Source organism: Amycolatopsis sp. CB00013 (genome assembly GCF_001905755.1).
Classification (GTDB): domain Bacteria; phylum Actinomycetota; class Actinomycetes; order Mycobacteriales; family Pseudonocardiaceae; genus Amycolatopsis; species Amycolatopsis japonica.
Genome location: NZ_LIWC01000002.1, coordinates 1,230,593 through 1,244,771, shown reverse-complemented (window position 1 = coordinate 1,244,771; position 14,179 = coordinate 1,230,593). Strand labels below are relative to the sequence as shown.

16 protein-coding genes are annotated in these 14,179 nt (G+C 68.3%); 6 read left to right on the top strand and 10 right to left on the bottom strand.

The window, feature by feature from the left end:
* Positions 1–53: 53 nt before the first annotated feature.
* The 3 genes from AMK34_RS16055 to AMK34_RS16045 form a co-directional block, all read right to left on the bottom strand.
* Complete coding sequence (locus tag AMK34_RS16055) at positions 54–818, bottom strand: NPCBM/NEW2 domain-containing protein (RefSeq protein WP_073845867.1); 765 nt, start codon at positions 816–818, stop codon at positions 54–56.
* 284 nt (positions 819–1,102) lie between these two features.
* Positions 1,103–2,293, bottom strand: a complete 1,191-nt coding sequence (locus AMK34_RS16050) for an ATP-binding protein (protein WP_007032375.1) — start codon at positions 2,291–2,293, stop codon at positions 1,103–1,105.
* Between the two features lie 278 nt (positions 2,294–2,571).
* Positions 2,572–3,333 carry a MerR family transcriptional regulator gene (locus AMK34_RS16045; RefSeq protein ID WP_073845866.1) on the bottom strand — a complete coding sequence of 254 codons (762 nt, stop codon included), beginning with the start codon at positions 3,331–3,333 and terminating at the stop codon, positions 2,572–2,574.
* Positions 3,334–3,404: 71 nt separating this feature from the next.
* Between AMK34_RS16045 and AMK34_RS16040 the strand changes: the two genes are divergently transcribed.
* A complete protein-coding gene (locus AMK34_RS16040) occupies positions 3,405–4,436 on the top strand; it encodes a glycerophosphodiester phosphodiesterase family protein (RefSeq protein WP_073845865.1) in 1,032 nt (343 codons plus the stop codon).
* A gap of 131 nt (positions 4,437–4,567) precedes the next feature.
* The gene (locus tag AMK34_RS16035; RefSeq protein WP_038521769.1) at positions 4,568–5,074 is read left to right on the top strand and encodes a DoxX family protein; all 507 of its coding nucleotides are present in this window, start codon (positions 4,568–4,570) and stop codon (positions 5,072–5,074) included.
* Positions 5,075–5,134: 60 nt separating this feature from the next.
* Here AMK34_RS16035 and AMK34_RS16030 read toward each other — a convergent pair whose 3' ends face one another.
* From AMK34_RS16030 to AMK34_RS16015, 4 genes are all read right to left on the bottom strand, one after another.
* Entirely contained in the window at positions 5,135–5,506 is a 372-nt protein-coding gene (locus tag AMK34_RS16030; protein WP_083649874.1) for a YciI family protein, read from the bottom strand.
* 98 nt (positions 5,507–5,604) lie between these two features.
* Positions 5,605–6,408 carry an ABC transporter permease gene (locus AMK34_RS16025; protein ID WP_037334316.1) on the bottom strand — a complete coding sequence of 268 codons (804 nt, stop codon included), beginning with the start codon at positions 6,406–6,408 and terminating at the stop codon, positions 5,605–5,607.
* Positions 6,405–7,358, bottom strand: a complete 954-nt coding sequence (locus AMK34_RS16020; RefSeq protein ID WP_038521766.1) for a daunorubicin resistance protein DrrA family ABC transporter ATP-binding protein — start codon at positions 7,356–7,358, stop codon at positions 6,405–6,407. The genes AMK34_RS16025 and AMK34_RS16020 overlap by 4 nt, the downstream gene beginning before the upstream one ends.
* Before the next feature lie 68 nt (positions 7,359–7,426).
* Positions 7,427–8,716 carry an acetyl-CoA C-acetyltransferase gene (locus AMK34_RS16015; RefSeq protein ID WP_073845864.1) on the bottom strand — a complete coding sequence of 430 codons (1,290 nt, stop codon included), beginning with the start codon at positions 8,714–8,716 and terminating at the stop codon, positions 7,427–7,429.
* Between the two features lie 92 nt (positions 8,717–8,808).
* On the opposite strand from AMK34_RS16015, the gene AMK34_RS16010 reads away from it, so the two are divergent.
* Both AMK34_RS16010 and AMK34_RS16005 read left to right on the top strand, forming a co-directional pair.
* The gene (locus AMK34_RS16010) at positions 8,809–10,143 is read left to right on the top strand and encodes a 3-oxoacyl-ACP reductase (protein WP_073845863.1); all 1,335 of its coding nucleotides are present in this window, start codon (positions 8,809–8,811) and stop codon (positions 10,141–10,143) included.
* Between the two features lie 2 nt (positions 10,144–10,145).
* On the top strand, positions 10,146–10,991 hold the full coding sequence (locus AMK34_RS16005; protein ID WP_073845862.1) for a MaoC family dehydratase: 846 nt from the start codon (positions 10,146–10,148) through the stop codon (positions 10,989–10,991).
* Here the strand turns inward: AMK34_RS16005 and AMK34_RS16000 are convergent.
* Positions 10,974–11,639 carry a TetR/AcrR family transcriptional regulator gene (locus AMK34_RS16000; RefSeq protein WP_007032385.1) on the bottom strand — a complete coding sequence of 222 codons (666 nt, stop codon included), beginning with the start codon at positions 11,637–11,639 and terminating at the stop codon, positions 10,974–10,976. The genes AMK34_RS16005 and AMK34_RS16000 overlap by 18 nt on opposite strands.
* A gap of 128 nt (positions 11,640–11,767) precedes the next feature.
* Between AMK34_RS16000 and AMK34_RS15995 the strand changes: the two genes are divergently transcribed.
* Positions 11,768–12,403 (top strand): SCP2 sterol-binding domain-containing protein, encoded by a 636-nt coding sequence (locus tag AMK34_RS15995; RefSeq protein WP_072029445.1) that lies wholly within the window; start codon positions 11,768–11,770, stop codon positions 12,401–12,403.
* Positions 12,404–12,489: 86 nt separating this feature from the next.
* Complete coding sequence (locus tag AMK34_RS15990; RefSeq protein WP_073845861.1) at positions 12,490–13,080, top strand: SCP2 sterol-binding domain-containing protein; 591 nt, start codon at positions 12,490–12,492, stop codon at positions 13,078–13,080.
* Positions 13,081–13,149: 69 nt separating this feature from the next.
* Here the strand turns inward: AMK34_RS15990 and AMK34_RS15985 are convergent, their stop codons facing one another.
* Entirely contained in the window at positions 13,150–13,632 is a 483-nt protein-coding gene (locus AMK34_RS15985) for an FxsA family protein (RefSeq protein WP_038521751.1), read from the bottom strand.
* A gap of 44 nt (positions 13,633–13,676) precedes the next feature.
* On the bottom strand, positions 13,677–14,177 hold the full coding sequence (locus AMK34_RS15980; RefSeq protein ID WP_073845860.1) for a DNA topology modulation protein FlaR: 501 nt from the start codon (positions 14,175–14,177) through the stop codon (positions 13,677–13,679).
* Positions 14,178–14,179: the final 2 nt, after the last annotated feature.

Sequence of the window (14,179 nt, the reverse complement as noted above, 5' to 3'; positions counted from 1 at the left end):
CGTAAAACCGGAGAGATTTGGTGGCGCCGGTCACTTCTTGATAACGCCGGCGGCTAGCGCAGAACCGCGTCGGCCCAGACCGCCGTGGCGCTGCACGGCGAGTCGACGTTGTCCACCTGGAGGAGCAGTTGCTTGCCCTGGGCCACGGGGAGGTCGAGCACATCGACCTGTCCGGCGCGAAGGTCTCGGGTGGCCAGCGCCCGTCCGTCGATCCTCACCACGAACCGCGTGACGGTCTCGGCGGGCGCGCCGTCCGCGATGCCCAGCGTCACGTGGAAGCGTTGAAAGCGCTGATCGATGGCGAAGACTTCATGGCCGTCGTCGGATTTCGAGCACGTGGTGCCGATGTAGCTGTGTTTGAAGACTTGGCCGCCGACGGCGGCTTCGCCCCGTCGCCAATCTCCGTAGCCGCCCTCGACCTTCGGCAGGTCGATGAGCCACACTCCGCCGCTTGGTGGCGCCGCCGAAGGCGAGGGTGACGAAGACGAGGGTGACGTGCTGGTCGCGGCGGCCAAGCCGGGTGTCCGATCGGGAGTGTTCCGTTCCGTCGCCAGCGAGAAACCGAAGACTCCCGCGCCGGCGACCGCGACCGCGGCGCCGGCGGCAAGCCGGACGTCGACCGGCATGCCCCATCGCCGCCAGATGGCGAACACCCCGAGGGGCACCGCGCCGAGGCTCGTCGCCCAGACGATCGGCAGTCCGCCGCCGACGATCAGGACCGATACCGCCGCCACGTCGGCGACCACGCCGAGCGTCTGGGGGAGGAATCGGGTGGGTGGCGCACTTCCCGGAGTGCCGCCGACGCGACGGAAGTTCATGAACGACTCTTCGTCGACCGGGCCCGCATGGCAGCGACGGTAGCGATTCTCGTCGTCGTGCTTCCGAGTCGACTTTCGCCGTACTTGAGGGCGCAGATCCGCTGGCGCTCGATGCCGCTGCGAATTCAGCGGCACTCTGCTGGTCGAACCTCGGTTTCCGTTGCCTCAGATGACTTTCGAGACGGCTGGAGTCCGAGCGCGAAAGGGGAAAGCCACTCGATCGAGTGGCGCGCTAGCGCTCTCTACCTCTTTCTAGGGCTGATGCTATAAAGTCTGAGAGAGGCTTAGTCCCGGCCGAGCAGGTAGTGGCCGAAGTGCGGGACGGTGAAGGCGATGTGCCCGCGCTCGGCGGAGTACACCAGGCCCTTTTTCATCAGGCTGTCCCGCGCCGGTGACAGCGACGAAGGCTTCCGCCCCAGGTAGACGGCCACATCGGCGGTCCCGGCGGACTCGTCCCGCCCCTGCGTCAGCTCCGCCATCGCGAGCAGGTACTCACGTTCCGCGGGCGTCGCGCGTTCGTAGCGGGAGCCGAAGAAGCCGACCGCGAGCTCGGACTCGGCCTCCGGGGCGGCGACCTGGACGTCCTTCACGGTGATGGGGTCCGCCGGCGCGGCATCCCAAGCGGCCTTGCCGTAGGCCTGGATGAAGTACGGATAGCCGCCGGACGCGTCGAACAGGGCGTCCAGCGCCTCCGGTTCGATGCCCGCGTCCTCACGTTCGATCGGCGCCATCACCGCGAGGTCGGCGTCTTCGCGCTCCAACCTGTCGATGCGCGCGTAGCGGAAGAGACGCTCCGAGTACGACTTCGACGCCGACAGGACGGCGGGTACGTGCGGCAGTCCCGCGCCGACCACGACCAGCGGCGCCCCGGACTGCGAAAGTTCGTGGCAGGCGGCGCAGAGCGCGGAAACGTCCTCCGGCAGCAGATCCTGGATCTCGTCGATCAGCAGCGCGACCCCGGTGCCGACGTCGGCCGCCAGCTCCGCGACCTCGGTGAACAGTTCGACCAGGTCGATCTCGATGTCGCCGGAATCGGCGCGGCCCTGCGCGGCGGGCACGTCGATGCCCGGTTGCCAGCGGTCGCGCAGCTTCGCGTCCGGTTTGTTGGCGCGCAGCGCGAACGCCTTGAGCACGCCGAGCACCTGCTCGACCCGGTCCGGCGCGCGATGGCGGACGGCGAGATCGCGGATCGCGCGGTGCAGCGCGGCCGAGAGCGGCCGCCTCAGTTCGGTGTCCGGGCGGGCCTCGATCTTGCCAGCGCCCCAGCCGTGCTTGATGGCCCGCGAGCGCAGCTCGCCCAGCAATACGGTCTTCCCCACGCCGCGCAGGCCGGTCAGCATCAGGCTGCGTTCCGGTCTCCCCCGCGCGACCCGTTCGAGCACGACCTCGAAGGCCTGGAGCTCGCGGACGCGACCTGCCAGCTCGGGCGGCCGTTGACCGGCACCCGGGGCGAAGGGGTTGCGGATGGGATCCACTCTCCCACGCTATCGGGGTTTCTAGCGTCGACCCGATATTCCGCCATAGAGGGATAGGCGTGTCGCGGTAAAAGCGGCCGAGTGGTCTCCCCAAGGGCGCTCTGCGCCCGACGGAGACTTCACCGTCGCGCGCCTCGTTCGGGCCGGAGGCCCACGGAGACGGTTTGCGGGGCGGCTGCTTTGTCCACCAGAGGTTTCATCCGGTCTCCGCCCCGCGGGGCGTCTTCGTCAGCGCGCGACAGATAACAGAGACGGGTCTGCAGCCCCGTCCCTCGTTCCTACTCGCTCAGGTTGCGTTCCGCGTAGATCGTCATCGCGTCACGGATGTATTCCGCAGTGCCCGCGCCGTGCTTCTCGTCGTACTGCCCGTAGCGCGGGTCGTCGACGTACAGCTGCCCGAGACCGGCGAAGTAGCCCTTCGACACGGCTCGCACGGCCGGCCGGAGCCATTCGTACAGCCGCCGCGTGATCGCCTGGGCCTCGTCACCGTCGGCGGGCAGGCCCTGCGCGCGGGCCTCGCCGAACGCGGCCGCGATGTCCTTCTGTTCCTGCTGGTGCGCCTTCTTGTCCTCGGCGCTCAGCGACTTCCACCACCGGTCACCCTGCTTGTAGGCGTCGGCGCCCCAGCGTTCGGTGACCTCCTTCTCGTACTTCGTGTGGTCGAAGCCGTCGAACACTTCCGTTGCCATCAGTTGTTCACCTCTCTCCGTCTTCCTCAAGGTCGTTTTGACCGATTCGATCTGCCGCCCGAGCCGCTGTCGCTCCTGCTCCAGCCACTTCAGATGCGTGCGTAGCGCCGCCGTCGTGTCCTGCTCCCCTTCGAGGACTTCGCCGATCGCGGGCAGGCTCAGCCCGAGTTCGCGAAGCAGCAGGATCCGTTGCAGCCGCACCAGCGCGTCCTGGTCGTAGTAGCGGTATCCGTTGTTCCCCACCCGGCTCGGTTCGAGCAGCCCGATGTCGCCGTAGTGGCGCAGCGTGCGGCTCGTGGTCCCGGCCGAGCGGGCGATGTCCTGGATCGACCACTCCGTCTCGTTCGGCATGTCCACGAAGGTAGAGGTTGACGTTGCGTCAAAGTCAATCGAAGTTCGCCCGACCGTGGCATGGTTCACGGATGAAGACATTCGCGCTGGTCATGGCCGCTGCGCTGACCTTGACGACGGCCGGGGTCGCCGACGCGCAGCCGCGTCGCGCCTTCGACATCCAGGCTCACCGCGGGGGGCTCGGCCTCACGGTCGAGAGCACGCTCGCGTCCTTCGGCAAGGCGATGGAACTGGGGGTGACCACGCTCGAACTCGACATCCAGATCACCAAGGACGGTCGCGAGGTCATCACCCACGACCGCAAGACGACACCCGCGAAGTGCCGCGACACCGCGCCCGCGACGCCTGGCGACCCGGCGTACCCGTACGTCGGCAAATACGTGAAGGACCTGACGTTCGCGCAGGTCCGCACGCTCGACTGCGGTTCGATCCGGCAGCCCGCCCACCCCGGTCAGACACTGTCCCCCGGCGCCAAGATGCCGACGCTCGCCGAGCTCTTCCAGCTCGCCAGGGACCACCACGCCTGGGGGATCGAGTTCAACATCGAGACCAAGGTCGAGGCCGCCGCGCCGCACGAGACGGCGCCGCGTGAGCAGTTCGTCCAACGAGTGGTGCGCGAGATCCTGCGTGGCGGGTTCGCCCGCAACGTCACCGTCCAGAGCTTCGACTGGGGCGCGCTGATGCGGCTTCGCGAAGTGGCGCCGTGGATCCCGACGGTCGCGCTGACCCAGCCCGAGTTCCTGCAGGCCGGGCAGCCGGGCAAGTCGCCGTGGCTCGGCGGGCTCGACATCGACGACTTCGGCGGCAGCCCCGTCCGCGCGGTGAAGTCGTTCGGCGCGAGCGCGCTCTCGCCGGTGCACGGCAACCCGCAGGGCGGCAAGGTCGGCGACCCCGACTACCGGCCGTTCACCACGAAGGCGCTGGTCACCGAGGCGCACCGGGCGGGGATCAAGGTCGTGCCCTGGACGATCGACGACCCGGCCACCATGCACAAGCTCATCGACGACGGCGTGGACGGCATCATCACCGACTATCCGGACCGGCTGCGGCAGGCCGCGGCCGACTGCGGCTTCAAGCTGCCGAAGGCGTACCGGGCCCGCTAGCGAAATCTAGCGTCATCTAGCACTAGAGAAATATTTCGGGATACACCGTTAGCGCGGTTCGGCGCGGTGGCGGGCGGGAAGTCTGGGGATAGGTTTGTTTCCCGGGTCCGGATCCAGAAAGGTTTACGACCGTGATTCTCCGTCGCGTCGCACGTCCGCTCCTCGCCGCGATCTTCATCTCCGGCGGGATCGGTGCGCTGAGGGACACCCAGGGGCACGCCAAAGCCGTGGAGCCGTTCCTCACCGAGTCCTTCGACAAACTGGAGGGCGTGGTGCCGGAATCGGTGCCGCGCGACCCCGCCACCCTCGTCCGGATCGACGCCGCGGTGAAGGTCGGCGCCGGGGTCGCGCTCGCCGCGGGCAAGGCGCCGCGCCTGGCCTCGATGCTGCTGCTCGGCAGCCTCGTCCCGACCACGCTGGCCGCGCACCGGTTCTGGGAGATCAAGGAACCGGCCGAGCGTCAGCAGCAGCAGATCCAGTTCATCAAGAACGCCGGACTCGCCGGTGGCCTGCTGCTGGCCGCCGCCGACACCGCGGGCAAGCCGTCGCTCGGCTGGCGCGCCAAGCGGGCCGCCTCCAAGACGGAGAAGCGCGCCGAAAAGCTGGCGAAGAAGGCCGAGAAGGCCATCACGAAGTGACGACCCGCGTTTAGTCCTCTGGATGCGAAAAAGCGCATCCAGAGGACTAAACGCGTGGGGTCATGAGGTGAAGGCCTCGATGTCCTCCGCCTCGACGACGGTGCGGACCTCGACCTCGATCTCGTCGAACAGCGCGGCGTAGGACTCGGCGAACGCGACGGCCTCCGCCAGATCCTTCGCGTTGATCAGCGCGAACCCGCCGATGACCTCCTTGGCCTCGGTGAACGGGCCGTCGGTCGCGGTGATCTTGCCGCCGCGCGCCTTGCGGACCTTCGCGCCCCGCTCGGAGGGGTGCACGCCCTCCGCCGTGATGAGGATGCCCTTCTCGAACGAGTCCTCGATGAAGGCGCCCATCTTCTCGATGAACTCCTTGCTGGGGTTCCAGGCCTCCGGGGCGCTCTCGTCCAGCCGGTGCATCATCAGAAACCGCATCGTCGCTCCTCAGTGTCTTGGCGGGGCTTTTCTACCCCGCCTTCATCGACGCGTCGAGCAGCTCGACGGCGGTTCGACATTTGTGCACAGAAGTTTTTCTACCGGCTCGCGACCTTCTTGTACTGGGCCGTCGCCAGCGGCGCGAAGATCGCGATGATGGCGATGCAGCACAGGATCGCGTACAGCGACGCGTGCTCGGCCGGCCAGCCCGTCGGGGGCGCGCCGAAGCGGTTCCCGAACAGGTCGCGAGCCGAGTTGATCACCGCGGTGAACGGGTTCCAGTCGGCGATGGCCTTGAGCACGCCCGGCAGCTTGTCCGCCGGGACGAACGCCGTCGAGATGAAGCTCAACGGGAACATCCACATCAGCCCGGCACTCTGCGCCACCTCGACACTGCGCGCGACCAGCCCGATCCAGGCGCCGACCCAGGACAGCGCCCAGGCGAACATCAGCATCACCAGGTAGCCGAGCACGGCGTCGAGGAAGCTGCCGCGGATCCGCCAGCCGACCAGCAGCCCGCACAGCGACATCACGACCAGCGCGACCACGCTGATCACCAGGTCGGACGTCGTGCGGCCGAAGATCACCGCGAGCCGCGAGATCGGCAGCGAACGGAACCTGTCGATGATGCCCTTCTGCAGGTCGTTCGCGAACCCGATCACGGTGAACGCCGAGTTGAACGCGACCGTCTGCGCGAAGATGCCGGCGATCAGGAACTCCCGGTACGCGAGCCCGCCCGCCTCGCCGCCGATCGCGTCCCCGAAGACGTACGCGAACAGCAGCACGAACATGATCGGCTGCAGCGTCGCCGCCATCAGCCAGTCCGGGTTGCGCTGGACGTTCTTCAGGTTCCGCCAGGTGATCACGCCACCGTCGGAAAAGGCCTTCGCGACCGCGCTCACTTCTTCTCCCCCTCGTCCGTGGCGTGCCCTGTCAGCGAAAGGAAGACGTCGTCGAGCGTCGGCCGGTGCAGCGCGACGTCTTGGACGGCGACGCCGTGTCCGTCGAGCCGCCGCAGTGCTTCGATCAGCGCCTTCGGCCCGCCCTCGACCAGGACGTCGACCTTGCGGGTGTGCTCGTCGACCGTCGGGGTGCCCGAGCCGACCTCGGTGAGCACCTGCGTGGTCATGGCGAGATCGCTCGTGTTCGCCACGACGAGCTCCAGCCGTTCGCCGCCGATCTCCTGCTTCAGCTCGTCGGCGGTGCCGCGCGCGATGACCTTCCCCTTGTCGATCACGACGATCGAGTCGGCGAGCTGATCGGCCTCCTCCAGGTACTGCGTGGTCAGCAGCACGGTGGTGCCGTCGGCGACGAGCTCCTTGATGACCTCCCAGGTGTCGATCCGGCCGCGCGGATCGAGCCCGGTGGTCGGTTCGTCGAGGATCACCACGGTCGGCTCGGCGACCAGCGCACCCGCCAGGTCGAGCCGCCGCCGCATACCGCCGGAGTACGTCTTGGCGGGTCGATCCGCCGCGTCCTCCAGCCGGAACCGGGCGAGCAGCTCACGCGCCCTGGACTTCGCCGCCGCCTTCTTGCTCCCGTACAGCCTGCCGACCATGTACAGGTTCTCGAAGCCGGTGAGGTTCTCGTCCACGGCGGCGTACTGCCCGGACAGCCCGATCGACCGCCGGACGGCGTCGGGCTGGGCCAGCACGTCGTGCCCGGCCACCTCCGCCTCGCCCGAATCCGGGCGGAGCAGGGTGGTCAGGATGCGAACCGTCGTCGTCTTGCCGGCGCCGTTCGGCCCCAGCAGGCCCAGCACCTTTCCCGTCGGGATCGACAGATCGACCCCGTCGAGCGCCCGGGTGGACCCGTAGGTTTTGACCAGCGCTTTCGCCTGAACTGCGAACATGCGCACACGCTAGACCCGGGCACCGACAAAGACACCCGGGTTTTTCCCCGATCCGCTGCGGGCGAACGCTACTTTTCGAGGATCGCGGTGACGCCCTGGCCGCCCGCGGCGCAGATCGAGATGAGTCCGCGGCCGGATCCCTTCTCGCTCAACAGTTTCGCGAGGGTGGCGACGATACGGCCGCCGGTCGCGGCGAACGGGTGTCCGGCCGCGAGCGACGAGCCGTTGACGTTCAGCTTCGCCCGATCGATGGAGCCGAGCGGCTCGTCGAGACCCAGCTTCGACTTCGCGAACTGCGGGTCCTCCCACGCCTTGAGGGTGGCGAGCACCTGCGAGGCGAAGGCTTCGTGGATCTCGTAGAGGTCGAAGTCCTGCAGAGTGAGTCCGGCACGCGTGAGCATCTGCGGGACGGCATACGCGGGCGCCATCAGGAGGCCCTCGTCGCCGTGGACGTAGTCGACGGCCGCGGTCTGCGAGAACGTCAGGTACGCCAGCACCGGCAGCTTCCGCGCCTTCGCCCACTGCTCGGTCGCGAGCAGCACGGTCGACGCGCCGTCGGACAGCGGCGTCGAGTTGCCCGCGGTCATCGTGCCGTCAGGACCACCGAAGGCGGGCTTCAGCTTCGCGAGCTTCTCGACGCTGGAGTCCGGCCGCAGGTTCTGGTCACGCGCCAGCTTGAGGTACGGCGTGACCAGATCGTCGAAGAAGCCCTTGTCGTACGCGGCGCCGAGCCGCTGGTGGCTGGTGGCGGCGAGCTCGTCCTGCGCCTCGCGCGTGATCTCCCAGACCTTGGCGGTCAGCGCGGCGTGCTCGCCCATGGACAGGCCGGTGCGCGGCTCGGAGTTGCGCGGGATCTCGGGGACGATGTGCCCGGGGCGCAGCTTCGCGGCCAGCTTCAGCCGGTCGGGGAGCGTCTTCGCGGCGTTGAGCTGCACGAGGATCTGGCGCAGGTCGTCGTTGACCGCCAGCGGCGCGTCGGACGTGGTGTCGACGCCGCCCGCGATGGCCGAGTCGATCTGGCCGAGGGCGATCTTGTTGGCGACGTTGATGATGGCCTGCAGGCCGGTGCCGCACGCCATCTGCACGTCGGAGGCCGGGGTGGCGGGGTTCAGCCTGCTGCCGAGGACGCTTTCGCGGGCGAGGTTGAAGTCGCGGGCGTGCTTGAGCACCGCGCCGGCGGCGACCTCGCCGATCACCTCGTCCTGCAGGGAGAAGCGGCTGACCAGGCCGTCGAGGGCGGCCGTGAACATGTCCTGGTTCGACGCTTTCGCGTACGGACCGTTCGAGCGGGCGAAGGGGATCCGGTTGCCGCCGATGATCGCGACCTTGCGCACGGGTGCCGTCCTTTTCGTGGCCATTTTTTCCACTCCTCCGTAGGCTCTCTCACACTGTAACCTACTAGCGAGTAGGTTAGAATGCGACGTGACGCAAACTGCACGGGAGGCACGTAATGGCTGACAGGTACCAGCAGTTCACGAAATCCCCCGTGGGGAAATTCGTGGTGCCGAAGCTCGGCCTGCCGAACCCCGCGACGCTCCGCCGGTACAAGCCCGGCCAGCCCGCTCTCGAGGGTCCCGCACTCCTGGGGGCCGCGCCGGGCGGTCGCCTCGAAAAGGTGATCGAGGCGCAGCTGCACCGCGCGGGTATCGAGGTCGTCTCGGCCGCGACGGACAGGCACGCCGCTCTCGTCTTCGACGCGACAGGCGTGAAGGACCCGAAGCAGCTTCGCGAGGTCTACAACTTCTTCCACCCGGTGATCCGGAGCGTCGGGCCCTCGGGCCGCGTCGTCGTCCTCGGGACGCCCCCGGAGCTGGCCGAAGGCAACGAGCGGATCGCCCAGCGCGCGCTCGAAGGCTTCGTCCGTTCCGTCGGTAAGGAACTGAAGCGCGGCGCGACGGCTCAGCTCGTGTACGTCGCCGAAGGAGCCGAAGAGGCTACTGAGTCCACGCTCCGGTTCTTGCTCTCGTCGAAGTCCGCCTTCGTCGACGCCCAGGTCATCCGCGTCGGCACCGAGACCAAGACCGCCTCCGCGCCGTCCGACTGGGCGAAGCCGCTGGACGGCAAGGTCGCCCTGGTCACCGGCGCTTCCCGCGGTATCGGCGCCGCCATCGCCGAAGTGCTGGGCCGCGACGGCGCCCACGTCGTCGCGCTCGACATCCCCGCGCAGGGCGCGGACCTGTCGAAGGTGGCCAACAAGGTCGGCGGCTCGGCGCTGCAGCTGGACATCACCGCCGCCGACGCGCCGGAGAAGCTCGCCGAGTACCTCGTCACCCGCCACGGCGGCGTCGACATCGTCGTGCACAACGCGGGCATCACCCGCGACAAGACGCTGGGCAACATGACCGAGGGCGGCTGGGATTCGGTCATCGCGGTCAACCTCGCGTCGCAGCTCGCGGTGAACGAGAAGCTGCTGTCCGACAAGGTGCTGCGCGAGAACGGCCGCATCATCGGCGTCTCCTCCATCGCCGGCATCGCGGGCAACGTCGGCCAGACCAACTACGCCACCAGCAAGGCGGGCGTCATCGGCATGGTGAACGTCGGCGCGCCGAAGCTCGCCGAGTACGGCGGCACGATCAACGCCGTCGCGCCCGGCTTCATCGAGACCAAGATGACCGCCGCCGTGCCGCTGTTCATCCGCGAGGCCGGGCGGCGGCTGTCCAGCCTCGGCCAGGGCGGGCTCCCGGTCGACGTCGCCGAGACGATCGCCTGGTACGCGAACCCGGCTTCGGCCGCGGTCAACGGCAACGTGGTCCGCGTCTGCGGCCAGGCACTGCTGGGGGCGTGAACATGGCGGTCAAGGAACTCCACGAGTCGCCGAGCCTGTCTTCGTTGTACCCCAAGGCGTTGCTCGGCTCGTTGCGCAAGAGCGGCGGGAACACGCTGCCGTCGACCGAGTTCGTCCGCGAGGGCGTCGTCGTCGACCCGGCCCACCTCGCCGCGTACAACCAGGTGTGCGGATTCCGGCTGGACGACGTGCTCCCGGCGACGTATCCGCACATCCTGGCGTTCCCGCTGCAGATGGCGCTGATGACCGAGGACGACTTCCCGTTCCCGTTGCTGGGCATGGTGCACGTCGCCAACCGGATCACCCAGCACCGGCAGCTGCGGCTCGACGAGTCGTTCACCCTGCGCGTGCGGGCCGAGGATCTGCGGCCGCACGAAAAGGGCAGGCAGTTCGACGTGATCAGCGAACTGCTCGTCAACGACAGTCCTGTGTGGACGGACGTCAGCACGTACCTGCGCCGCGGTGACGGCAGCGGCGAGAAGACCTCACGCGGTCAGCTCTCGCAGCCTTCGCCCACCGCGATCTGGCAGGTGCCCGGCGACATCGGCCGCCGCTACGCCGAGGTCTCCGGCGACCGCAACCCGATCCACCTGCACCCGATCACCGCGAAGGCGTTCGGGTTCCCGTCCGCGATCGCGCACGGCATGTGGACGAAGGCGCACGCGCTCGCGGCGTTCGAAGGCAGGCTTCCGGAGGCCTTCACCGTCGACGTCAAGTTCAAGCAGCCGGTCCTGCTGCCCGCCAAGGCCGCTTTCACCACTTGGAGTGAAGGAGATGGCTGGGCATTCGAGCTGTGGAACGCGCGCAAGCCGAAGCCGCACCTGGAGGGCTCAGTCGTCGCTCTCTGACGGCTTCCAGATCTCGCCCTCGACCAGGTCGTTGAACCCGAGCCAGACCAGGTTCATCAGCCACGAGGCGAGTACGCCGTCGGAGACGTCGGGGTGGTCGAGCGCCCAGTCGGCCAGCGACTCGGCCGCCCCGACCAGCGCGGCGGACAGCCCGGCGCCGGAGAACTCGGCCTGCTCGCCGAGGCCCTTGCGGGTGCCGGCGGAGACGACCAGCGCGGCGACCAGTTCGATCGCGCGGGTGCGCATGTCGGTGATCTCCGCGGCGAAGGCGCCGCCGACGGTCATGGCCTGGCGGTGCAGCACCGTCCAGGACTCGCGATAGTCGGCGACGAAGCGGTAGAACGCGCGCAGACCGTGCCAAAGCTGCATGTCGGGCGGCAGATCGGGTTTGATCCCGTCCTGCACCGCCTCCAGCAGGCGGGTGGCTTCGCGGCGGATGCACGCGCCGAAGAGGTCTTCCTTGGAGCCGAGGTAGGTGTAGATCATCGGCTTGGACACGCCGGCGACCTCGGAGATCTCGTCCATCGACGCGGAGTGATAGCCGTAGCGCGAGAACACCGAGACCGCTGCGTCCAGGATCTGGCGTTCCCGCACCGCTCTCGGCAGCCTTTTGGCGCGTTCGGCGGGACGCGGCACTTCCTCGGACAACTCAAGACCTCCCATTAGCTCGCGTAAGACGCTACCGGGCTGCCACCGGCATGGGTGATTTCGGCACGCTTGCCCGCCTACCTACTCGCGGGTAGCCTTACGCTCGGGTAGCTGGAACTGGAGGGAAGATGACCGAGATCGTGGGGCTGACCGGCCGCGCGCTGGTCGACGCGCTGGAACGGATCGAGCCGGATTCGGCCGAAGCGCACTCTCTCGACGTCAACGAGGTCGCGGGCGCCATCGACCCGAAGGACCTCGGCAAGGACGACGTCCGGCGGCTGCTCACCGCGCTGGGGCGGCTCGCGGAATCCGCGCCCGCGTTCGACCTCCGCAAGGTGGACCCGGCCCGGTTCGCGAACCTCGTCGCCCGTGCCTCGCGCACGCAACTCGAGAGCGTCGTCGCCGAACGGCCGCTCCGGGAGCGGGTGCTGCGCGAGATCTTCGACCGCATGGGCGCCCACATCCGGCAGGACCGTGCGAAGACACTGCACGCCGTCGTCCACTGGCGGCTGTCCGGCGGCACCGGCGACGGCGGTTACGACCGCTACGAGACGGTGATTTCGCACGGTGAGTGCACGGTCAGTCGCGACATGAAGGAGAAGCCGAGGGTGACGATCACGATCGCGCCCGTCGACTTCTTCCGGCTCATCACCCATCAGGCTACGCCGGCTGTGCTATTCGTCACCGGAAAGATCAAAGTAAAAGGTGACCTGGCGTTCGCGGCCGGTCTCATCGGTTTCTTCGACCTTCCGAAACCGTCCTGAACCCGGCCGAGCAGATACACTTCCGTGCCGTGCCCCGAAATTCCCAGAACCGGCGCTGGCGGGACAAGGTACGCCTTTCCCGTCCGTTGAGGCTGCACAAGACGCGCACCGGTGGCGAGCACGTCGTCAACGCGTTCGCGGAGAAGCTCGAGCTCGCGAAACTGAGCCCCGAGCAGTTCACGCAAGTGCTGGAAACCCTGCACATGCTGGGCGAAACCGGCGCGGGCATCGAGCTGAGCTCACTCGAGACCGAGGTGCTCGTCGACGTCGTGCAACGGGCGTCACGGGAGCAGCTCAAGGCGATCGCCGATCACCCGGAACTGCGTTCGGCGTTCCTCGACGAGATTTTCCGCAGAATGTCGGACCATTTCGTTCCCGAACGCGCGCGCCATGTGGACTTCGTCGTCGCATGGCGTTTCACCGATGGTGACGGAGAAGACGGTTTCGATCGTTTTCAAACGGTCATCGAAGACGGCGTCTGCGTTTCGAGCACGGATCTCGCGCGCACTCCGGACACCACGATCACCCTTTCCGTCGACGACTTCATCCGGATGGCGACCGGCAACGCGGCGGTGGCGGCGATGTTCGTGACGGGCAAGGTGAAGGTGAAGGGCGAGTACGCGCCGGCCGTGCGGTTCAGCGGGTACTTCGACATCCCGAAGCCGAGCGTGAGCTGAAAGCGTCCTTCACCGCATGGGACGCGGCGAAGGACGCTTTCGTCGCATGCGATGCGGGGAAAGCGTCCTTCAGCCCTCGACGATGCGACCTTCGATCACCGGCGGCTGCTTCTTGGCGGCCTCCGCGGGCGGCGTGTCCGTCACGACCTCGCTGTCCACGACCATCACCGGCCCGCGGGCACGGTTCGCGAACTTGACCGCCCGGCGCTGCATCCGCTTCTGCCACACCTTGCGCGCGACACTCCGCGTCGGCGGCAGGATGAACAGCAGGCCGATGACGTCGCTGACGAAACCGGGCAGCAGGATCAGCAGACCGCCGAGCCCGATCAGCATCCCGTCGGTGAGTTCCTTCTCCGCGTCGGCGGGACGGCCGAGCCGCGCGGATTCGGCGAACGCCCGGAAGGCGCGGCCGCCTTCACGGCGCGCGAGCCAGGATCCGACGAACGCGCCGGCGAAGAGCAGCGCGATCGTGCCGAGCACGCCAATGGCCGAGCCCACCGCCCACACGGCGGCGATCTCGGCGACGACATAGAGCAGGAACGCGACAGCCATACCTGGACAACGTACGGCTTGCCCGTTTTGCTCCCAACCCCCGGTCAGCCGATCCGGCGAAGGAACTCCTCCGCCTCGCGTGGCCTGGTCAGCACGATCCGCCGTGCGTGCGCGCCTCGCTCCGCCAGCCGTCGCGCCGTCCGCTCCCGGTGGTGCTTCGGCCAGCGCCAGACGTAGGAATAGAACTCCGGATCCAGCCTTTCGGGGCAACCTGGCGCCTGCTTGTCTTGGCCGAGGTCGCGCAGGCTACGCACCAGGACCCGCCGGAGGCAGATACGACGCGGGTAGTCGAGGAAGACGACCGTGTCCGCTCTCGGGAGGCGGAGATGCATCGACGCCCCGTAGTTCCCGTCGATCACCCAGGCGTCGGAGGCGATGACCTCTCGTTGCGCGGCGTGGAACTCGGCGTCCGGTGCCGGTGTCCACCCCGGCCGCCAGTAGAGCCGGTCGAGGTGGGTGACCGGCAGGCCGAGCGCGGCGCCGAGTCGTCGCGAGAACGTCGACTTCCCGGCGCCGCTGCAGCCCACGACCATGATCCGCCGCACGG

What these genes read in the sequence shown, in the direction of transcription:
- AMK34_RS15995 (WP_072029445.1), top strand. Translation starts at nt 11,768, where the DNA reads ATGACCGAGATCGTGGGGCTGACCGGCCGCGCGCTGGTCGACGCGCTG.
- AMK34_RS16010 (WP_073845863.1), top strand. Translation starts at nt 8,809, where the DNA reads ATGGCTGACAGGTACCAGCAGTTCACGAAATCCCCCGTGGGGAAATTC.
- AMK34_RS16015 (WP_073845864.1), bottom strand. Translation starts at nt 8,716, where the DNA reads ATGGCCACGAAAAGGACGGCACCCGTGCGCAAGGTCGCGATCATCGGC.
- AMK34_RS16030 (WP_083649874.1), bottom strand. Translation starts at nt 5,506, where the DNA reads ATGCGGTTTCTGATGATGCACCGGCTGGACGAGAGCGCCCCGGAGGCC.
- AMK34_RS15985 (WP_038521751.1), bottom strand. Translation starts at nt 13,632, where the DNA reads ATGGCTGTCGCGTTCCTGCTCTATGTCGTCGCCGAGATCGCCGCCGTG.
- AMK34_RS16055 (WP_073845867.1), bottom strand. Translation starts at nt 818, where the DNA reads ATGAACTTCCGTCGCGTCGGCGGCACTCCGGGAAGTGCGCCACCCACC.
- AMK34_RS16045 (WP_073845866.1), bottom strand. Translation starts at nt 3,333, where the DNA reads ATGCCGAACGAGACGGAGTGGTCGATCCAGGACATCGCCCGCTCGGCC.
- AMK34_RS16005 (WP_073845862.1), top strand. Translation starts at nt 10,146, where the DNA reads ATGGCGGTCAAGGAACTCCACGAGTCGCCGAGCCTGTCTTCGTTGTAC.
- AMK34_RS16020 (WP_038521766.1), bottom strand. Translation starts at nt 7,358, where the DNA reads ATGTTCGCAGTTCAGGCGAAAGCGCTGGTCAAAACCTACGGGTCCACC.
- AMK34_RS16040 (WP_073845865.1), top strand. Translation starts at nt 3,405, where the DNA reads ATGAAGACATTCGCGCTGGTCATGGCCGCTGCGCTGACCTTGACGACG.